21 protein-coding genes and 2 pseudogenes are annotated in these 19,082 nt (G+C 42.1%); 3 read left to right on the plus strand and 20 right to left on the minus strand.

The genetic code is table 11. The annotated features are described in order from the left end of the window. Window positions 1–55 precede the first annotated feature (55 nt). The 9 genes and pseudogenes from ACTJJD_RS15760 to ACTJJD_RS15800 form a co-directional block, all read right to left on the minus strand. Window positions 56–421, minus strand: a complete 366-nt coding sequence (locus ACTJJD_RS15760) for a VOC family protein (RefSeq protein WP_017368328.1) — start codon at window positions 419–421, stop codon at window positions 56–58. Window positions 422–591: 170 nt separating this feature from the next. Next, the gene (locus ACTJJD_RS15765; protein ID WP_017368329.1) at window positions 592–1,446 is read right to left on the minus strand and encodes a polysaccharide deacetylase family protein; all 855 of its coding nucleotides are present in this window, start codon (window positions 1,444–1,446) and stop codon (window positions 592–594) included. A gap of 65 nt (window positions 1,447–1,511) precedes the next feature. Beyond that, a complete protein-coding gene (locus ACTJJD_RS15770; RefSeq protein ID WP_008345614.1) occupies window positions 1,512–1,841 on the minus strand; it encodes a PTS lactose/cellobiose transporter subunit IIA in 330 nt (109 codons plus the stop codon). 19 nt (window positions 1,842–1,860) lie between these two features. Beyond that, window positions 1,861–2,184: a PTS sugar transporter subunit IIB gene (locus tag ACTJJD_RS15775; protein ID WP_007497939.1), complete on the minus strand. Its 324-nt coding sequence runs from the start codon at window positions 2,182–2,184 to the stop codon at window positions 1,861–1,863. A gap of 12 nt (window positions 2,185–2,196) precedes the next feature. After that, window positions 2,197–3,630 carry a glycoside hydrolase family 1 protein gene (locus ACTJJD_RS15780; RefSeq protein WP_440608627.1) on the minus strand — a complete coding sequence of 478 codons (1,434 nt, stop codon included), beginning with the start codon at window positions 3,628–3,630 and terminating at the stop codon, window positions 2,197–2,199. Beyond that, window positions 3,627–3,812, minus strand: a pseudogene (locus tag ACTJJD_RS15785) (mannonate dehydratase); the annotation flags it as partial. The gene ACTJJD_RS15780 and the pseudogene ACTJJD_RS15785, both read right to left, overlap by 4 nt. 29 nt (window positions 3,813–3,841) lie before the next feature. Beyond that, a pseudogene (locus tag ACTJJD_RS15790) lies at window positions 3,842–4,003 on the minus strand (mannonate dehydratase); the annotation flags it as partial. A 15-nt stretch (window positions 4,004–4,018) separates the two neighbouring features. Next, window positions 4,019–5,329, minus strand: a complete 1,311-nt coding sequence (locus ACTJJD_RS15795) for a PTS sugar transporter subunit IIC (protein WP_007497945.1) — start codon at window positions 5,327–5,329, stop codon at window positions 4,019–4,021. 89 nt (window positions 5,330–5,418) lie between these two features. Continuing rightward, window positions 5,419–7,377 carry a BglG family transcription antiterminator gene (locus ACTJJD_RS15800; RefSeq protein ID WP_440608628.1) on the minus strand — a complete coding sequence of 653 codons (1,959 nt, stop codon included), beginning with the start codon at window positions 7,375–7,377 and terminating at the stop codon, window positions 5,419–5,421. A gap of 137 nt (window positions 7,378–7,514) precedes the next feature. On the opposite strand from ACTJJD_RS15800, the gene ACTJJD_RS15805 reads away from it, so the two are divergent. After that, the gene (locus ACTJJD_RS15805) at window positions 7,515–7,712 is read left to right on the plus strand and encodes a hypothetical protein (protein ID WP_039963061.1); all 198 of its coding nucleotides are present in this window, start codon (window positions 7,515–7,517) and stop codon (window positions 7,710–7,712) included. A 47-nt stretch (window positions 7,713–7,759) separates the two neighbouring features. On the opposite strand, the gene ACTJJD_RS15810 is transcribed toward ACTJJD_RS15805, so the two are convergent. The 6 genes from ACTJJD_RS15810 to ACTJJD_RS15835 all read right to left on the minus strand — a co-directional run bounded on the left by ACTJJD_RS15810 (window position 7,760) and on the right by ACTJJD_RS15835 (window position 13,484). After that, window positions 7,760–8,185: a YwqH-like family protein gene (locus ACTJJD_RS15810; protein ID WP_007497950.1), complete on the minus strand. Its 426-nt coding sequence runs from the start codon at window positions 8,183–8,185 to the stop codon at window positions 7,760–7,762. A gap of 284 nt (window positions 8,186–8,469) precedes the next feature. Next, window positions 8,470–8,736, minus strand: coding sequence for a YwqI/YxiC family protein (locus tag ACTJJD_RS15815; RefSeq protein ID WP_008345634.1), 267 nt, complete (start codon window positions 8,734–8,736; stop codon window positions 8,470–8,472). A gap of 37 nt (window positions 8,737–8,773) precedes the next feature. Then, window positions 8,774–9,199, minus strand: a complete 426-nt coding sequence (locus ACTJJD_RS15820; protein ID WP_017358667.1) for a YwqH-like family protein — start codon at window positions 9,197–9,199, stop codon at window positions 8,774–8,776. Window positions 9,200–9,494: 295 nt separating this feature from the next. Next, window positions 9,495–10,901: a Na+/H+ antiporter NhaC gene (nhaC, locus tag ACTJJD_RS15825; RefSeq protein WP_017358666.1), complete on the minus strand. Its 1,407-nt coding sequence runs from the start codon at window positions 10,899–10,901 to the stop codon at window positions 9,495–9,497. Window positions 10,902–11,044: 143 nt separating this feature from the next. Further along, the gene (aspA, locus tag ACTJJD_RS15830) at window positions 11,045–12,466 is read right to left on the minus strand and encodes an aspartate ammonia-lyase (RefSeq protein WP_017368335.1); all 1,422 of its coding nucleotides are present in this window, start codon (window positions 12,464–12,466) and stop codon (window positions 11,045–11,047) included. 28 nt (window positions 12,467–12,494) lie between these two features. Then, entirely contained in the window at window positions 12,495–13,484 is a 990-nt protein-coding gene (locus tag ACTJJD_RS15835; protein ID WP_017358664.1) for an asparaginase, read from the minus strand. Between the two features lie 206 nt (window positions 13,485–13,690). Between ACTJJD_RS15835 and ACTJJD_RS15840 the strand changes: the two genes are divergently transcribed. Continuing rightward, window positions 13,691–14,038: a helix-turn-helix domain-containing protein gene (locus tag ACTJJD_RS15840; RefSeq protein WP_008345648.1), complete on the plus strand. Its 348-nt coding sequence runs from the start codon at window positions 13,691–13,693 to the stop codon at window positions 14,036–14,038. Window positions 14,039–14,089: 51 nt separating this feature from the next. Here the strand turns inward: ACTJJD_RS15840 and ACTJJD_RS15845 are convergent, their stop codons facing one another. From ACTJJD_RS15845 to ACTJJD_RS15865, 5 genes are all read right to left on the minus strand, one after another. Further along, window positions 14,090–14,545 carry a helix-turn-helix domain-containing protein gene (locus ACTJJD_RS15845; protein WP_017368337.1) on the minus strand — a complete coding sequence of 152 codons (456 nt, stop codon included), beginning with the start codon at window positions 14,543–14,545 and terminating at the stop codon, window positions 14,090–14,092. Between the two features lie 96 nt (window positions 14,546–14,641). Then, complete coding sequence (locus ACTJJD_RS15850; RefSeq protein ID WP_041091562.1) at window positions 14,642–15,169, minus strand: YfjD family protein; 528 nt, start codon at window positions 15,167–15,169, stop codon at window positions 14,642–14,644. Between the two features lie 21 nt (window positions 15,170–15,190). After that, on the minus strand, window positions 15,191–15,949 hold the full coding sequence (locus tag ACTJJD_RS15855) for a hypothetical protein (protein ID WP_072368007.1): 759 nt from the start codon (window positions 15,947–15,949) through the stop codon (window positions 15,191–15,193). Between the two features lie 12 nt (window positions 15,950–15,961). After that, window positions 15,962–17,158: a DUF6861 domain-containing protein gene (locus ACTJJD_RS15860; RefSeq protein ID WP_017358662.1), complete on the minus strand. Its 1,197-nt coding sequence runs from the start codon at window positions 17,156–17,158 to the stop codon at window positions 15,962–15,964. A gap of 4 nt (window positions 17,159–17,162) precedes the next feature. Further along, window positions 17,163–17,486 (minus strand): WXG100 family type VII secretion target, encoded by a 324-nt coding sequence (locus ACTJJD_RS15865; RefSeq protein WP_019743650.1) that lies wholly within the window; start codon window positions 17,484–17,486, stop codon window positions 17,163–17,165. A gap of 226 nt (window positions 17,487–17,712) precedes the next feature. Here ACTJJD_RS15865 and pepT point away from each other — a divergent pair, with 226 nt between their 5' ends. Further along, the gene (pepT, locus tag ACTJJD_RS15870) at window positions 17,713–18,945 is read left to right on the plus strand and encodes a peptidase T (RefSeq protein ID WP_008345662.1); all 1,233 of its coding nucleotides are present in this window, start codon (window positions 17,713–17,715) and stop codon (window positions 18,943–18,945) included. Window positions 18,946–19,082: the final 137 nt, after the last annotated feature.

A 19,082-nucleotide genomic window follows, 5' to 3' on the forward strand; every position in this document is an offset into this window, starting at 1 on the left:
ATAAGGATGTCGAGATTTTCTCGACATCCTTATTGGTTCTCACAAGATTTATTTTCTACAGTCTCTCTAAAAATTCAATTCGATTTCCAAATGGATCATCTACATAAAACCTGATGGCTCCATCTAACGGCTGATCTTCCTTTATAAGAATATGATGTTTCATTAATGTCTCTTTTACATTTGATAATTTTTTTACTTGAAAAGCTGGATGAGCTTTTTTCGCTGCTTGAAACTGATCTTCAATGCCAATGTGAAGCTGTTGATTGCCACACTGAAACCAAACACCACCACGTTTTGCTAGGTGAACAGGCTTAGGTATTTCCTTCATTCCTAGAATCTCCCCAAAAAACAAACGTGCCTTCTCTTCACTCCCCTTTGGGGCAGCTAACTGGACATGATCAATTCCAAGAAAATTTGACATCTTTGCTCTCTCCCTTTTCACATCATTAAAAAAACATTATGTGTGACGATCACGTCTGAAGAATATATCTAGATGTGTACTCAAGCCCTATGATGTTGTCGATCCACAAATCATCTCCACGAAACGTGTCGTAAAATGTTTCATGTGAAACATCTGTGATCTAATATTGATCAATTTCCCTCTATCAGCCTGCCAAAGCTTTCGGGTGAAAGTCCCGGTGAAATGCGCAGGCGGTGTAAGGACATCATGCCTTGTTCCTTTTTCGCATGTCCTGGTTCAGTGGTTACAGCCATTTCATATCCTGCTTCCTTCGCCAGCTTCAGCGTGTCTTCGTTATAGCGACCGACCGGATAGCTGACCATGACCGTTTGTTGAGAAAACCGCTGGTCAAAGAATACCTTCGATCCTTTTAATTCTTCTTCCTGCTGCTTCTGTGATAAACGATTGAGCTCTAAATGATGAATGGTGTGACTCTCTATTGAAATACCATGCGCCACCATATCATCCATTTGGGCATCGGTTAAATGATGCGGGCGGCCGATGGACTGCTCGATCATAAAAATCGTGGCTTTCATTCCATATTCCTTTAAAATCGGAAATGCCTTTGTGTAGTTATCCGTATATCCATCGTCAAATGTGATAAGAACATACTTTTCACTTGGTGTCGAATTGGTCGCGAGAACTTGATATGCCTCTTTCGGCGACAGCGTGACATAGCCGTTGTCTTTCAGCCATTTCATATGAGCCGCAAATTCGCTTTTTGGCACACGTAACGAATTACCGCTGGAAATACTGTGATACATCAAGATTGGAAGTGCAACGGGTTCCTTTTGCTGAATCCAGTTTTGTTTGTCTATCTCTGCCGCTTCAATTTGGTGCGTTTCTGTTGTTTCTTTCGTTTGTACTTGACCCTTTACCTCTTTGATGGCTTGCTGGTTTCCTTCTGTTTGCTGTTTCGTACCCATACAGCCCGAAATGAGCAGCATGACTAGACCAACTGCAAGCCACATACATGTTTTTTTCATTCACCAATCCTGCTTTCTCTTTATCTACCGAATGATTATAACAGAAATTGGTTAATAACTGATATCTATTTTGACAGGGTATTCATTTTTTTACACATTTCGATCATTTCAATGGCAAGCAGATGGATGGTCTCTGTTGTGAGCATTTGGTCTTCTGCATGTATGAGCAGTAAAGAAAAGGGAAGCTGTTCCCCTGCCGCCTCTTTTTGTATCAGCGACAAGTGCAGGTCATGGATGCTTCGAAACGCTTCCTCCCCTTTTTCAATCAACTGCTGCGCTGCTTCAAAGTCATCCGCTCTTGCTAGACGAATGGCTTCTACATAATGGCTTCGTGCCTCACCTGCATGGGCAATGATTTGAAAGGCTGCTCCCTGCATTTCCTCTAATACCGTCATCTGCTTCTCCTCCGATTGCTCAAGATTCATTTGCTAGTTTCAGTGCATGTTCTAGTATTTTTTCTCCATTCGCTGTTCCATATAATCTTACATTTATCACATCGACAGGTATATGATAAGGTGCCGCTGTTTTTTCTGCTGCCTTTCTCATAAAGCTAACTTGCGGTCCTAGCAAAATGACCTTTACATCGTCCCCATGCTCTTCTAATTCGTCCGCAATGGCCCCTTCAGGTATCGCATAAATTTCATAATCCAGCCCTTTTCCTTCTGCGGCTGCCTTCATTTTAGATACCACAATCGACGTCGACATTCCTGCTGCACAAGCGAGAATGATTCGCTTCATATCCCATCACTCCTATTGATAAATGACATCTGGTTCATCCCTTAATTTCCTCGTTTGGATTAATGTCTTGTACCAGTACCCTGACGCTTTCATCTGACGATTCCGTTCATTCTCCAGCTGGATCTCTACTAATCCGTAGCGATTCTTGAATGCATTCATCGGCGAGACATTATCCGTAAAAGCCCAGAGCATATATCCCTTACAGTTTGAACCTTCTTTTTTCGCTTGAAGGGCTTTTTTCAAATGCTGGCTGATAAATGAAATTCGGTACTGATCATCAATGATGCCGTCTTCGTTTTTAAACCGCTCTTCCTGCTCGACCCCCATACCGTTTTCAGCCACAAACCACTCGATATTGCCGTATTCTTCTTTTATTCTCATGCCCATATCATAGACGATATTCGGATAGATTTCCCAGCCTCTGAATGGATTCATTTTTCTCCCTGGGAGCTCAAATAGATCGTAATAATAAGATGGATGAAACGGTGTGTTTTCGTTCCAAGCCTTGCTAGGTGCCTTAACGCGATGCGGATAGTATAAATTAAGACCGACCACATCGACTGTATGATCTTTAATGATCTGAAGCTCTTCTTCCGTTGCATCGAAAAGAATGTCATGCTTTTTCAATACATCAAGCAGTTCTTCTGGATACTCGCCTTTAATGGAGGGATCTAAAAACACGCGATTAAAAAACAAATCATACATGCGGGCAGCTTCTTGATCATGCGGAGCAGTCGATCTCGCATACGTCACTTCTGGATTGAGAATGACCCCGATTTTTGCACCGGCTGATTCCTTCAAGCCCATTTCCTGAAAAAGCTTCACCACTTTTGATGTCGCCAAGGCTTTATGATAGTTCCACTGCATCCATTTCTTCGTATTTTGCTCGAAAGGATAACGAATAGCATCTAGATACACACGAGTCTGAACAACAATCGGTTCATTAAAGGTAAACCAATGTTTGACCCGGTCTCCATAGCGTTCAAACACCTTTTCTGCATAGAGAACAAACAGATCGACAACATGTTTAGATGACCAGCCGCCGTACTTTTCAAGCAAAACGGCAGGAAGCTCATAATGCTCTAAGCAAAACATCGGCTCTACACCTGCTTCAAGTAATTCATTGATGAAATCATCAATATAACGAGCATAGGTCTCATCTACAATTCCATTCTCGTAATCGATGAGAAACCTCGACCAATTGATCGATGTCCGGTAATGAGATAACCCAATTTCCTTCATAAGGGCGACATCTTCAGGATAGCGCTCGTAAAAATTCGTTGCTCCTGCTGGTCCGTATCCTTCGTGCCATACGTGATACCCCTCCTTATACCAAAGGTCTATATACGAATCCTGATGCGGTTTCTTCCCTTTCCACCCCTCCGTCTGCCAAGCAGAAGCCGCAGCACCTAGAATAAAGTCATTGGGTATGTCGATTTTGTTCATGTTGCCACCTGACCTTTCTTCGTGTGAATTTGAAGTCCTTCCCACATCCCTTGTAAATACATAGCTCCAAGTGCTCGGTCGTATAATCCATAGCCTGGTCTGCCCGTCTCACCAAAGATCATTCGTCCATGATCTGGCCGGACATAGCCAGCAAATCCTTCCTTAAACAATACGTTCACAATCGCTCCCATTCAAAAGCAAGATCGTGACGTTCGATTTCCGCTTTTAAATGAGCAATACTTTCCTCCGGCCACAGATCACCAGCCGGCACATCATAGACTGCACTGACAATCCCTTTCATGCCGGGAATTTGCCGAATATATGAAAGGGAGACAGGATCTTCTTTGCCATACCATCTAAATTGCATGTTCATTCATGAGCCCTCCTTCTATTCTGAATCAGGTGCTGCTTCTGGCTTCCGGTTGGATAAGAGGACAAAAGGTAAATAGATGAAAACAGCGACAACAATACAGATGAGCTGTGTGATGACAGCCCCCATACTGCCAGCGGTAGACAGCCAAGCATTCACAATCGGAGGTGTCGTCCACGGCACCATCACCACCGCTTTCCCCGCAAAACCTGTAGCGGTTGCGATATAACCAATCGTACCTGTCACGAGTGGTGTAACGATAAACGGAATCGCCATCACAGGGTTCAGCATGACAGGTAATCCGAAAATAACTGGTTCATTGATGTTAAACAGTCCAGGTCCTGATGAAAGCTTGGCAATGCTCCGCATCTCTTCCCTTCTTCCTGCTATAAAAATGGCAATCAACAGACCAATCGTCACACCCGAACCACCAATGCTCATATACACATCCCAAAATGGCATCGTGATAATATTTGGAATCTCTTTACCCTCTTGAAATGCTGTCATATTCACTGCAATTGATCCTAATAAGAGCGGCTCGCGAATCGGTTTAATCATTTGGTTGCCATGAATACCGATCACCCAGAAAAATTGAGCCACAAACATTAACGTTAAAATACCAGGCAGTCCCTGCACAACACTTTCAAGCGGACGCTGCACGACGTTATACACCGCTTCATGCAAATAAATGCCTGTCAGACGGTGAAACGCAAATCCGAATGAACTAATGATTGTAATCGTAATAATTGATGGGAAAAGTGAAGAAAAAGATGTCGCCACATTTGATGGAACAGAATCTGGCATCTTAATTTGCAGCCACTTCACCTCGGTAAGCTTACAAAAGATCTCTACAGAGACGATGGCAATGATCATACCCAAAAATAAGCTTTTTGGATCGGAGAATTGCCTCGCCAACACATCGACAACCTCACGCATTGATCCATCGACTTCAAGAAGAAGTGTCGTCGGAATAACGGATATAAATGAAATCAATGCCATTAATCCTGGGAACAATGATTTGTGTCCATTGATTTTCCCGAGCTCAATCCCGATAAGGAACACAGCCCCGATCGTTAAAAAGTTCAGCGTGGCATAATTGATTGCCTTCATAATTGGCTGAAGCTCTGCTAAAAACCTGAATATCTCAAAATGGGCAAGCCCCGTTTCCGGGCTCATGATCATATTTGCGACCAGTACAGCAAATGCCCCCGTAATGATAATTGGCATTAATGTGACAAATGCTTGCTTAATCGCCATAATATATTTCTGATTTGTAATACGATAAGCGACATGTCCCATGACGTCGGCCGCTCTCTCTTTAAAGCTCATGATCCGTCTCCCCCTTTACAAAAACTCGTGATCATCCTCCTTTTTGATGTTATTTTAAAAGCGCTTTCATTAACATCCAATCTTTTTCCTCACAGATGCGGAAATGGGTGTCCTTTTTTTTCATCTGGCTGTTCCAACACGTGCAGCGCCGCCGTCAGTTCTTCAAATGAAGCAGCTTTGATGATTTGCTCCACCACTTCCTTCTGCTCTGTCAAACGCACAAGAAATTGATAAAGTGACTGCAATTCTTTCTGATACGTCTTCTGTATACTTAACAAACAGACGACCTGTACCCGATCGTCGCCCCACAGCACTGGTTTCCTCAACGTACAGATCGCACAAAACGTATCATCTGTTGCCGGTTTGATTGGGTGAGGGATCGCGACCAAATGACCGAACGACGTAGGCGACACTTCCTCTCTTTCCAACAATAGCTGTTCAAAATCATCCGGGATTCGGTTTTGTTCCTGCAATACAGTCACGAAAAATTGAAGAACCTCTTCCCTTGTTTGTAGATCTTGCTGAAAAAAAGTCATCTTCGGACTGATATATCGCAAGACCCCCATTTCTTGTGACCCCTGCACAAATCGTTTCAGCCTCGACATATCATCTTCACTGAGGATCGTATGTACATCAATCACTGGCACGGGTAGTGTGTTCTGAAGAGGGATGGTACTAATAATGAAATCGATACTTCTCAAGTCATACGACAAAAGGTCACTGACACTTGCAGTTCCAGCAATCTCTAGCCTTTCGCTAAAGGCGGCCTTCAGCTTATGGAGAAGAAGCTGACTGCTCGCGACACCCGTTGCGCACACAATCAAGCATTTTTTCCTCACAGTCTGAGTTTTTGTCCGCTCTATGGCAGCACCAATATGCAGCGCCAAATATCCGATTTCATCTTCATGAATCTCTACATTCTCTTTTTCCTTCAGCCATCTTCCCATATAGACACCTGCTTCAAAGGCAATCGGATAATGCCTTTTTATGTCTGATAAATAGGGGTTACGGATGTTCATATCATATCGGAACCGATGAATCGCTGATCTCAGGTGAAGACTTAGTCCCACAATCAATTCCTTGTCTGTCTGAATATCAAGTGACATGTGCTCTTCGACATAACCAAGTAGTTGGTGAGTTAAACGGAAATGCTCTTCATCAAGCATGTGAAATAGCGTGTGGCCCATTTCTCCATACGCCATCATTTTTGCCCCCATTAAATGAATCGCAATATAGGCCATTTCAGATAATGGAAAATCTATACCGAGTACGTGACGCATATCTTCTGCCATTTGCCTCGCCACTTGAAAAGCGGGCTGTGTTTGAATGTCTTTGAGTTCTCCTTCCGGCATCATGACCAATTTTTTCTCTTCAATTCGTTTGCACGCAATGGCGATATGTGTCACTAAGTTGCTTAAACCGATCTCTGACACATGAAGGCCGCTTGCCTTTGTACGTGAACGCACCATATCTTGAATCAATTGATACGTTTCTTCAGGTAAAAGGGCAGGATTCGGATGCTCCTGCTGAAACACATGCTCAGCTAGACAATACCTTAATTTCATTTCATCTCCAGTCAGCCTCAGTCCATATTTAGGTCGGTGTGCAACAGAAAGTCCATGTAAAGAAAATAGATGCTTGACTGCTTTCAGGTCATTTTTCACAGTAGATTCACTCACAAATAATTCCTCGGCCAATTCATCTAATTTCATATAGTCTTCGGACAATAAAAGCCTTCTCAATAAATAAGAGATACGATCCTCCGGCTGATTTGGAATAACTTGATTCTTTTTTTCATTTCTTTCTCTCATTGAGTTTTTCAAAAAAGTACGAAATGCTCCATAATCTTCGACAGTCAATGTATACCCTGCTCCACGTTTCATATGAAGTGTTGCCCCATGTGCTTCTAATATTGATTTAAGCGCTTTCATATCTGTTCGAACTGTTCGTGATGTGACGCCTATCAGGCGTGCAATTTCTTCACCTGTCAGCTCCTGCTCTGCCTGCATTAACCGCCTCAACAGCTCCTCCTGACGTAGAGATAACATAGACTCCCCTCCCTTGGTCAATTACTTTTGCCTATCATCATAAACGAAAATAGAACTCTTTGCCCAGTTTTTCTTTCCGACCGGGAACTTTGTTATGGCTCAAACGTATGAATATGAAACAAGAGGAGGGAAACATCATGTTTGTTATCATCATCATACTAGCTTCTTTAGGCGCCATTGCCGCCCACATGTTTACACCAAAAGATAAGCGCTCATCTTCTAAGCATTCTGCACATCACAGTTCAACAACCAGTAACTATACTGATTCGTATACACATCACGCTTCTGATGCCTCCTGCGGTGGTGATTCAGGTGGTAGCGGCGGATGTGACTAAACCAAAAAAAACAGCCGCTTGTTCAGCCGGCTGTTTCGTTTATTTTATTAAAGAGCTTTCCAGCCCCGTTCAATTAAATGTTTGACATCCTTTGCAAAATCCTCGCCTTTTTCCATCACATCTTGGGCTCTTCCTGCAAAATTACTAGCGACAGCGAGTTCCATTTTTTTTAACTCAAAGTGCATAATTTTTTGGTCTATCTCCGTAATATAGGTTTCATACTCATTGTTCACAATGTCGTGCAGCACGTGATAGGCTTCTTTCCGATGACGGTGAAAGTCCGTTCCTCTCTCACCTTTCCATGACGAATCTAGAGCAGGCTTCTTGATTTCCTTTATGTCAGACTGCGCAAGATCTTGTTCTGTTCGAATATTACTTTTGGCTGTCTTTAACCGAGAGATCATTTCGTCAAATTCTGCACGTTTGTTTTCAATCCCCATATGCAGATGGTGCAGCATCTCGGATAAACTCATGTCATCCACCTCTATTAGACCTCATAAGAAAGCACGGCGTCAGCGTTTTTGAAACCGGGCAGATCATCTGCTTTTTCCAGTCCTGACATTTCTACCGTTCGCTTTCATTAAGTATAGTATAAGGTGAAAAGCCTTAGGCTTAAATAGGGAAAAGGTGTCCTTTTAACATGGTGTTTGGAAGAAAAACGGAATAATCTAAGGTCATAAATCCCGAATTATATATGAGTCTTTACGACTATATTTTACATCGTACTCAGCTACGCTATCAATAAAACGATTGGGGCTTATGATTTTGCCGCAATCGCTTCATCCTGTTCTTTTAGCGTCTTCACATTTGAACGTGTATCCTGAACGTTTTTGATTAAGGCTTCTTTAAAGCTTGAGACCATTTCGCCCACCTCTGCTTCACGTGCCGTCCATTTGGTTACAAATTCAAGGCTGTTTTCACCAGCTTTATCTGCTGCTTTTTTCATTGTTAAAGCTTCAACTGCTTGGGAGACTTCATCTAGTTTATCCATCACTGTTTGGTAGTTTAACTTAATTTGTCCCATTATGATATCCTCCAGATTGGTTCAGCATGAAGCTCGCTTACAAGCTGCTCCATGCTTTTGAGATCAAGCGTTTTGCGTCTTCTACTGCGTCTTCTCCTTTTTCAGCCAAACGTGCGGCATCTCCAGCTAAAGAGCTGGCAAAGGATAAGGCAGCCTGCTCTGCTTCTAGTGTACTGATTTTGAATTCGATTCGGCTCACGTAGCGTGGATATTTATCGCTTACGATCGTTTGCAGCGCATCATGCGCTTCATTTCGTTCTGATTTGAAATCTTGGCTCCGCTCACCTTTCCAAGAGGCCCCAAGCTTTGGCTGCTTGATTTGTTTTAGGTCTGTTTCTGCGGCATCTTGTTCACGTTCAATCTTACTTTTTGCCTTTTTGAGTCGAGCAATTTTCTCTTCGATCTCTGCCTTTTTATTTGAAATGCCACCGTTAAGGGCAGACAGCATATCCGATAAGCTCATATGGGTTCCTCCTCCTGTCAAAAATAAAAACGCTGCTTAGAGTCCCTCTAAACGAGCGTAATGGTGAATCGCATTTTTTCCAATATTGTTATTATAAGGTTCAAAGACTCATGTTTGAATAGGGATTTGTGCCCTTTTTATGGTATAAATATGCTTTCAATCTGCTTCATACCACACCTTAAGCCCTCTTTTATAGGGGGTCAAAATACACAACCACCCTTCTGGAAACACACATAGTCTTACGGTCCTAGGACAAACAAAAGCCGCCCGGGGGAGGGGCGGCTTTTGCAGTGGCTTATGATGCCGATTCTTCTGAGTCTTGTTGATTTTTCACGTACCAAATGAATTTCCCTGTATATCCGTAGATGATGGCAAGACCAATGGCAACAAAGCTCAGCCACATAAATGGTAAATAAGAGAATGTCGAGACGCCTAGAATCCCTGCCATGTAAATTCCGTTATCTGACCATGGAACCATACCAGACGTAAGTGTTCCACCAACCTCAGAGTTTCTAGATAACACACGTCTGTCTAATTTTAATTTGTCATAGCTTTTTTCCATGATTTTTGGTGTAAGAATTAATGAGACATACATTGCACAACCAAAGATATTCGCGAAGAATGCTACTACAAGTGTAGACAGTGTCACATTTCCTGCATTGTGCAATTTTTTCTCGAATGTTGCGACGATCACTTTTAACACGCCTAAGTATTCAAGAACTCCACCAAAACCAAGTCCAAGAATAATGACCACTAGAGATCCTAACATATTGACAATACCGCCACGGTTCAACAGTGTATTTAAGAAATCTACATCTGAATTAATAGAGAAGCCGTTATAAGCTGTACCAAGCGCATCAGCTGGGTTCATTCCTTGGAATGCCATCGCCCAGACTGCCCCAAGCAGTGCACCAATTGCGATAACAGGCATTGACGGTTTTTTCAATACAAGTAATAGGACAACAATGACTGCCGGAATGATCATCCAAATATTAATCGTGAATGTATCCTGCAATGCTTGTTTCAAAAACTCTACTTTATCTTGATCAATATTTCTTCCGCCATACATAAATCCAGTAATTGTAAACATAATAGCCGTAATAACAAAGGCCGGTATGGATAAAACCATCATGGCTCTTACATGCGCCAGCACGTCCACTTTTGAAAGAGAGGAAGCGAGCACAGTACTATCAGATAGAGGAGATAATTTATCACCAAAATAAGCGCCAGATAAAACAGCCCCAGCTACGATCGGTAATGGGATACCCAATCCTTCACCAATCGCAATCATCGCAATACCTGCCGTTCCAACTGTACCCCAAGACGTACCAGTAGCAACAGACATAATAGAACAGATAATCAGTGTAGCTAATAAGAAGATATTAGGATGAATAAATTCCAGTCCGTAATAAATTAACGTGGGTACAACACCGCCAGCAATCCATGTACCAACAAGTGCACCTACTGCAATTAAGATTAAAACAGCCTCTAATCCATTCGATATCCCTTTTGTGATCGCATTTTGAAGGTCTTTGTACGAATGCCCTAAACGAATTCCTAAAGCAATAACCATAAACCATGAGATGAACAATGCTAGCTGAATATCTAATTTGAAGTAAAGAGTGAATGATAAAACAATTGCTAAAAATAAGCCAAGTACAGACACGACTTCTAAAATAGACGGTAGACGTGGTGTTTTCATTTTGTTTCCTCCCTTTGTGCGTGCGTTAAGCGTTTTCAAAATATTGTGAAAAAAGTGTGTCAATTCGAAAGAAAGTGAATTGCCTGTTTTTCTCTATTTCACAGGCAATTCCACATATTAATAAAATAAAATTTTTGATATTATTATCGCTCTAGGAGCTCTGCACCCGCAATACCAGGCTTTGTCATCTCGTAAGGATTCAAAATAATATCAAGTTCTTCTTCTGTTAACACATCATTTTGCAGGCAAAGATCTCTGATTGATTGTCCTGTTAAAATGGCTTCCCTTGCGATTCTAGCCGCGGCTTCATAGCCTAAGTGAGGGTTTACCGCAGTAATGACACCTGCACTTTTTTCGACATATTCTTTCAAACGTTTTTCATTTGCTTCGATGTCCGCTAAACAATGATCTGTGAATGAGCGGAATCCGTTATTCATTATACTAATAGATTGAAGCAAGTTAAAGACCAGAACAGGCTCCATCACATTTAACTCAAGCTGGCCTGCTTCAGAAGCAAGACAGATGGTGTGGTCGTTCCCAATGACCTGGAATGCGATTTGGTTAATGAGCTCTGCCATGACTGGATTGACTTTCCCAGGCATAATGGATGATCCCGGCTGACGGGCTGGCAATGCAATCTCAGCAAGACCTGCACGTGGGCCAGATGCCATTAAGCGAAGGTCATTCGCAATTTTAGACATGTTCATCATGCATACTTTTAAGGCAGCAGATACTTCTGTGTATGCATCTGTATTTTGCGTCGCATCTACGAGGTGCTCTGCGCCTACTAATGGCAGTCCAGAAATATCAGCAAGCTTTTTCACTACGATTTCAATGTAGCGAGGATCTGCATTGAGGCCTGTCCCAACAGCGGTCGCACCCATATTCACTTCATATAAATGCTGTTTTGATTGGTTGATTCGTTTAATATCACGGCTGAGCACACGGCTGTATGCTTCAAACTCTTGTCCTAAACGGATCGGAACAGCATCTTGTAAATGAGTACGCCCCATTTTGATCACATGATCGAATTCTTTTGCTTTCTTTTGAAATACGTCATGCATGGCCTGCATCGTCTCAAGTAAAATGTCTAACTGCTTGAGCACTGCAATATGGATCGCCGTTGGGAACGAATCATTTGTCGATTGTGACATGTTCACATGTGTGTTTGGACTTAAATGAATGTATTCGCCCTTTTGATGTCCCATGATCTCGAGGGCTCTGTTTCCAATGACCTCATTGGCATTCATATTCATAGACGTTCCTGCGCCGCCTTGAATCGGGTCTACGATGAAATATTCATGGAATTTGCCTTCAATGACTTCATCTGAAGCTTGAACGATCGCATTTCCAATTCCTTCATATAAACGTCCGACTTCCATGTTGGCTTGAGCTGCTGCTTTTTTGACAATGGCAAATGCTCGAATGAGTTCCTCATGCATGCGATATCCTGTAATCGGGAAATTCTCTTTTGCACGAAGCGTTTGAACACCATAATACACGTCTGCGGGAATTTCTTTTTCACCTAGAAAATCCTTCTCGTAACGATAAGTTGCTTGAACCATCTCGTATGACCTGCTTTCTATAGAATAGTTAAATCACTAAATCTTCTGCGATTGGCGTTTCCATAATCTTTTTCACTTCTCGTGGATCTGTTGTTTTACCTAATGCCCACATGAGCTTTGGCACGATGGCTTCTGTGTTCATGTTTCTTGAACGAGCAACCAGTTCTTGATTGATTTTACGTCCTACTTCATACACACTCATGTCTTCTCCTTCTTCGAGACACTGAGTGGTGATCACAACAGAAATGCCTTCTTCCAGCAATTCGTTGATTTTTTCTAAAAGGTTTCTTCCTTCGAAAGGAATTCCGCCGCTGCCGTAGCTTTCAATAACGACTCCTTTGTACAAACCTTTGATTGAATCTAAAAACTCAGGCTTCAGTCCTGGATGCAGTTTTAATAAACAAACGTCTGTGTTCAAGGATGCATCTAATTTAAGCGGTTTCATTGATGATCTTTTTACTTTGCTATTGTATTCAATTTGATGATTTTCAATCGATGCAATATATGGGTAGTTAATACTTTCAAATGCATCGTAGCTTTTCGTTCTTAGTTTGATTGCGCGAGTTCCTTGAATGACTCTGCCATCAAACACGACATACACGCCGCCAACACCGTCACATGCAAAACGAATCGCATCTGTAATGTTTTTCTTCGCATCTGTTTTCTTAAACGTAATTGGAATTTGTGACCCTGTAATGACAATTGGCTTATCAGGATTTTGCAGCATATACGATAGTGCTGCTGATGTATAGGCCATTGTGTCCGTACCATGCGTGACGACAAATCCGTCATATTGATCATAATTTTCATAAATGGCTGTTGCGATATCAACCCAGTATTCAGGCTGCATATTGGTACTATCTATACTCATTAGGGACTTTGTGTCCATTGTGTAGTCTGCATTAATTTCGTTTAAATAGCTTAAAAGGTCCTCAGCTTTAACACCTGGAGCTAAACCATTTTCACTTTCTACAGATGCAATCGTCCCACCAGTGGTTAAAAGCAATAATTTCTTCAACAGGTCCACCTCTTTCAGTAAAATTACTTCGTTTGTCACACATATTATAAGCCAGCTTGTGCTATTCTATAATATACGCTTTACGCGTACCTTCATTGCCATTATAGTCACATAACGCGAATTAATCAAGAAATTATTACGCATAACGCGTACACTCTTTGTCAAAATATGATATACTGTTGTTGTATATAAAGGAGCGTTCATGTATGATACTCGATCGTTTAACCACCCTAAGAAAAAAGAAAAAATGGTCTCTCCAGCATACGGCAGATCGCCTAGGTATCGCCAAAAGCACCTATGCCGGTTACGAATCTGGGTACCGACGACCTTCGCTTGAAGCAGTGAAACTGCTGGCTGATTTGTATGATACGTCCATTGATTTTTTACTTGGTAGAACGGACGAGCCAGAGATACAACGCAAAATCTCTGATATCAAAGTTGAACTCACGGAAGCAAAAGAAGGAACCATCCATGTAGACGGCGTTCCACTAACAGATGAAGAAATTAAACAGCTTGTTGCCTTTATTCGGGCGAAAAACACTCTGAAAGTATAAACAACACAAAAAAGAGAGGTCCCTGTCATAGAGGTACCTCTCTTTTTCTGCTTACGACAGCTCACTTAATTCCTCTAACCGCCGCTTCGCTTCTTCTTTATTAAAGGAACTATAATAGCGATAATTCTCATCATCTAAGATGCGGTAATGCTGGCTTAGTACATTTTGCTGGAGACGAAACGTACCTTTTTTCACAGACGTCCGCCACCAAACCTTTCCGCCAATCGTACGTTCAACAGATAAATGCAATTCATCGTGGGCGACGACTTCCAGAATCTCAAGCGGATCATCCCCAAGTGTCCCTTTTAAAATGTCACTATCCCTGAATAATGCACATACGGCCGCAGATTGCGTCCAGTTGAGGCGAAGACGATTCTTTTCTACCTGCTGCAAATGCCGCTTGGATAGACCAAGCACCTCAGCCATACGGTCCTGCGTATAGTCTTTTTCTTTTCGAATTCGTGCCATTTGTTCTGTGACGAGGTCGATTACCATTTCTTTGTCCATCTCTCATCACCTCTTGATTGTTCAGTCTTTACTGACATCATACACGATTTCTTAAAAAAAGTGGCGTCTCACCTCATGGAATGATGGCGAAAACATCTATTGATTCTGCTTTTCACCATGACCATGCTGCTGTTTCCAATTCTCTTGGGCGGTCTCATGTAAATATGGATAAATGTCTTGTTTCACCGTTTGCTCAAATACTTCTTCATCTAAAATACTGTACGCCGGAATCTTGATCAATTTCCCATCTATTTTACGAATGAGCACATCCATGAACAGAAATCCCCTAATACTGTAACGATGCCTGCGCATATCAATAGATTGTATGTCTTGAAAAGGGATTGTTTGTTGCCGGTATAAAACAGCGCCATTCTCTCCACGCTGAATGCGAAAAATCACATTTCCCCTCTTCGTAAAAGCCGGAAGAATCATCAAAAAAGAGATCCCCCCATAGACAATGCCTAATAATCCGCCTAAAAATAAAAACAACGTATAATTCGATTCAAATGTAAGAGCTTCTGAAAATAACCAAATACCGATGATGCCAAACCCGCCCGTTGCTAAGAATGCCCATACTCTTAGAAAGGGTCTGCTCCTCACTTCTATTACTTCACTTGGATTCAAGCGCCATTCTCCTTTTCTCCATTAGAATATAGAACGTAATCCGTCCCTATGAGCCGTCTCTATCCGAAATTCATTTTCCTTCATGCCCGACACTAGCCAAGAATGCTTCTGCCCCGGAATAACAAATATCATAGACTCTACATCCGGCGTATTATTTTTATCATAAGTGACCTTCATCAAAGAATCCATTTTTCCTTTTCTGACCCTTACATCAGAAACAAATGCCCTCACAAGCTCTTGGTTCTCTGCTTTATTTAGAAAAGAAGGCCAATCATCATTCCCTTGACTGGCTTGTTCTAACAGCAGTTCAAATTCTTCTGCCTGCAAATTGATGACTGGTGTGAGGTGTTCACTCATGTGTATGTTCAAAAAGGTTGTCACTTGCTCCACAGTCTGCTGATCGTCTTTTAGTTTGTGAATCTGATGCACTTGTTGATCATAAAGCGTATGGTGTGAATACACACCTGCCTGAGTCGTATGAAAGGACGTACTGACCTCTTCATCTAATACACCAAACCTTGAAGCTTTCACGGTATGTGATGCATCGTTCATGGCTTGAATGAAATGCCGGTATTTTTCTTTATAACGGTATTGTCTATTTCGAAATTCCAGCACGTCTTTTGCCAGCAAAGAGCGGCATGCAATTTCAAATAAAAATCCAAGACGTTCATCCTCTACATCTGGATAATAGGCTTCCTTTAAAGACATCCCTTGCTCAAAATAGCCTTCACTGTAAAAACTAAAGATGAGTTCCTCGATACTTAGACTTAGCTGATCCAACTTGATCTCTCCTTATCCAAAAGAAAATGCGCCCTTCAAGAAATCACCTGCACCTTTCAACAGCGAATCTGCGGTTTCTTTTGTTTTTTCTATTCCTTTATGTATCACCTGATTTGCTTGATCAATGGTGTCATTGACTGCTTTAACACCTTGACCTGCCAGTTCAAATGCTTTTTTTCCTTTATCGACAACCGCATGAATTGGGTCTTTTAATTTCACTGCGACCTGTTCTGCAAAACCAGAAGTAAGCTTGGCGACTTTTTCACCAATAAAGCCACCTACTGCTGATCCTATCGCACCGCCAACCACTGTTCCAATCGGTCCTGCAAAGCTTCCAAGAGCGCCGCCCACAACAGCACCTGCAACAGATCCGCCTGCAATAAAGACCGTATTATTCACTGCATTTCCAACAGCCTTTGCATTTTCACGCTTGAGAACTTCTGGCTGATCCCCAAATTCCGCATAGTTCTCCGCAATTTTCAGACCGCAGCCAACCGTTTCTGTTGCACCCGTGACGACCGTTGCAATGATGGCATTTCCTTTCGCAAACCTTGCACCATTTTTCAGAACAGACTTGATGCCAGCTGTGTCCTTCCAATTGATACTTCCTTTTGTGAAATCACGTACACTGTTCGTGAACGCAACTGTATCGCTAGGATAAAATTTCGTAAATTTCTTATGGACTAGGTCAGCCATCGACCAATTCGATCGTTTTAATAATTCTTTTTTGCTCAGCCAAATCCTTGCCAGCCGGTCAAATCTCGTTCCTTCTACCCGTCCGGTCACATCAAGAAGGAGCTTTGAATGTTGCGCAGCATAGCGGCCATTTTCTTTGATAAAGGTTGTCATGCCAAGCCCATAGTATTTCGCCTGCATCATCACAATACCAGCTAAGCTCGTGAGTGTACCATATTGATCATACAAACTGTACATTTTCCTTAAAATATCATCAGCTTCGACCATTTTATCCGTTGCATGACGAATAGCAATGTCGTCACTGCTCAATTTGCTCATTAAGGCTTGTCCAGAACCCCACGCATCTCCTACTCCAGAAAAACAGCTTCGATAACGGGGATCACAGCCTAGGATGAGGCCATCCAGTTCACTATGTAAATCGTGGTGCTTTGTTTCGATGGCCGAAAGCTCTCCTACAAAATCATTCGCCAGCCCTGTCAGCTGATCTGGATCTACTACAATGTCACGCGCCATCACATCATCTCCCTTCTCGGTTTCTTTCTCTCCGTTCTTCTCGCCTTTTTCGCTCAAGCTCTTCCATTCTGGCGATTTCAGCTTTACGTTCCTCGATTTTGACAGCAGCATCCCGCAGTTCCTGACTTGTTTCAAGCAAGTCCTTTTCAAATTGATCATAGCGTACCGCTGTTTCCTCAAAGCTTTGATCAAATTTATCTCTTGCTTCCCCTTGCCAGCCTGATCCAACTGCCTTCAGCCGATTCTCAAGCAGCTGCTTCGACTGCCGAATGCCATCAGCAGCTTCCTGGAACTTTTGAGCGAGTGCAAGTGTTTGACTAGAATCCAACTTTCGCACCCCTTTCTCCCAAATTAACGTACAAATGGATGATTTTATATGTCCTCATTATAAATAAAAAGACACCCAAAAAAATCACCCTAAAGAACCATTCAGCACATCGCAAAATAAAAGTAGGTCTTTTTACTCTCTAATTGTCAGAGAAAGCCTTTCTTGTTATGAAGCGCATTCAAGACATGATAAAATGAACATATTCTACAAAAGGAGTGACGTATTGATGAAAGAGGAAATGATCCAGCGATTCACAAGTTATGTAAAAGTGGATACACAGTCTGATGCAGACATAGAGAGCTGCCCATCCACTGAAGGACAGCTGAACCTAGCAAGGCAGCTTGTTGAAGAGATGAAATCCATCGGCATTCAAGAAGTGACAATGGATGAAAACGGTTATGTCATGGGCACGATTCCATCTAACACAGACAAAGAAGTGCCAACCATTGGCTTCCTGGCTCATATCGACACAGCCACTGACTTCACTGGCAAGAACGTGAAACCGCAGATTCATGAGAACTATCAAGGCGGGGACATCACGTTAAACGAAGATCTACATATCGTATTATCTCCAGCACAGTTTCCAAATTTACAAAAATACCAAGGACATACGCTCATCACGACTGATGGCACGACCCTGCTTGGTGCAGATAACAAAGCAGGTATCGCAGAAATTATGACCGCCATGCATTACCTGATTGAACATCCAGAAATCAAGCATGGAAAAATTCGTGTCGCCTTCACACCAGATGAAGAGATCGGCAGAGGACCTCACAAATTCGATGTTGATGCCTTTGGCGCTTCTTATGCTTATACGATTGACGGCGGCCCGCTAGGAGAGCTTCAATATGAAAGCTTCAACGCCGCAGGTGCAAAAGTATCAATTAAAGGAAACAACGTCCATCCAGGGACAGCAAAAGACAAAATGGTCAGTGCTGCAAAGATCGGCATGCTCTTTCACAACAAACTTCCTTCAGATGAATCTCCAGAATACACAGAAGGATACGAAGGCTTTTTCCATCTCACAAGATTTGTAGGAGAAGTAGAAGAAGCAGAGCTACAATATATTATTCGTGATTTTGATAAAGAGAAATTCAACAAGCGCAAAGCACTGTTTGAAAAAATCGCAAACGATTTAAAAGCGGTCTACGGCGAAAACAGCATCACCCTTAGCATTCAGGATCAATATTACAATATGAGAGAAAAAATTGAGCCAGTCAAACATATCGTAGACATCGCTCATGAAGCCATGGAAAACCGCTCAGTGACACCTGTCATTGAACCAATCCGCGGCGGTACAGATGGCTCACAGCTTTCATATAAAGGACTTCCAACGCCAAACATCTTTACTGGCGGGGAAAACTTCCACGGTAAATATGAATTCATCTCTGTAGAGAACATGCTGAAAGCGTCAGAAGTGATCGTGGAAATTGCACGTTTATTTGAAGAAAAAGCATAAACATGTTTACAACCGTTCCTGTTCGGGAACGGTTTTTTAATAAAAGTTTACAATTTTCTGAAACTTTTATGACACTTAATCGTACTAATAGAGACAACCCCAGAAAAATTCTTCTTGACGAGTGAAATAACTGGAAA

This window comes from Bacillus sp. 22446, assembly GCF_052044955.1.
GTDB classification, from domain to species: domain Bacteria; phylum Bacillota; class Bacilli; order Bacillales; family Bacillaceae; genus Bacillus; species Bacillus altitudinis.

What these genes read in the sequence shown, in the direction of transcription:
- ACTJJD_RS15775 (WP_007497939.1), bottom strand. Translation starts at nt 2,184, where the DNA reads ATGAAGCGAATCATTCTCGCTTGTGCAGCAGGAATGTCGACGTCGATT.
- ACTJJD_RS15795 (WP_007497945.1), bottom strand. Translation starts at nt 5,329, where the DNA reads ATGAGCTTTAAAGAGAGAGCGGCCGACGTCATGGGACATGTCGCTTAT.
- ACTJJD_RS15780 (WP_440608627.1), bottom strand. Translation starts at nt 3,630, where the DNA reads ATGAACAAAATCGACATACCCAATGACTTTATTCTAGGTGCTGCGGCT.
- ACTJJD_RS15840 (WP_008345648.1), top strand. Translation starts at nt 13,691, where the DNA reads ATGATACTCGATCGTTTAACCACCCTAAGAAAAAAGAAAAAATGGTCT.
- ACTJJD_RS15815 (WP_008345634.1), bottom strand. Translation starts at nt 8,736, where the DNA reads ATGGGACAAATTAAGTTAAACTACCAAACAGTGATGGATAAACTAGAT.
- pepT (WP_008345662.1), top strand. Translation starts at nt 17,713, where the DNA reads ATGAAAGAGGAAATGATCCAGCGATTCACAAGTTATGTAAAAGTGGAT.
- aspA (WP_017368335.1), bottom strand. Translation starts at nt 12,466, where the DNA reads ATGGTTCAAGCAACTTATCGTTACGAGAAGGATTTTCTAGGTGAAAAA.
- ACTJJD_RS15770 (WP_008345614.1), bottom strand. Translation starts at nt 1,841, where the DNA reads ATGACGGTATTAGAGGAAATGCAGGGAGCAGCCTTTCAAATCATTGCC.
- ACTJJD_RS15760 (WP_017368328.1), bottom strand. Translation starts at nt 421, where the DNA reads ATGTCAAATTTTCTTGGAATTGATCATGTCCAGTTAGCTGCCCCAAAG.
- nhaC (WP_017358666.1), bottom strand. Translation starts at nt 10,901, where the DNA reads ATGAAAACACCACGTCTACCGTCTATTTTAGAAGTCGTGTCTGTACTT.
- ACTJJD_RS15800 (WP_440608628.1), bottom strand. Translation starts at nt 7,377, where the DNA reads ATGTTATCTCTACGTCAGGAGGAGCTGTTGAGGCGGTTAATGCAGGCA.
- ACTJJD_RS15820 (WP_017358667.1), bottom strand. Translation starts at nt 9,199, where the DNA reads ATGAGCTTATCGGATATGCTGTCTGCCCTTAACGGTGGCATTTCAAAT.
- ACTJJD_RS15805 (WP_039963061.1), top strand. Translation starts at nt 7,515, where the DNA reads ATGTTTGTTATCATCATCATACTAGCTTCTTTAGGCGCCATTGCCGCC.
- ACTJJD_RS15860 (WP_017358662.1), bottom strand. Translation starts at nt 17,158, where the DNA reads ATGGCGCGTGACATTGTAGTAGATCCAGATCAGCTGACAGGGCTGGCG.
- ACTJJD_RS15765 (WP_017368329.1), bottom strand. Translation starts at nt 1,446, where the DNA reads ATGAAAAAAACATGTATGTGGCTTGCAGTTGGTCTAGTCATGCTGCTC.
- ACTJJD_RS15810 (WP_007497950.1), bottom strand. Translation starts at nt 8,185, where the DNA reads ATGAGTTTATCCGAGATGCTGCACCATCTGCATATGGGGATTGAAAAC.
- ACTJJD_RS15845 (WP_017368337.1), bottom strand. Translation starts at nt 14,545, where the DNA reads ATGGACAAAGAAATGGTAATCGACCTCGTCACAGAACAAATGGCACGA.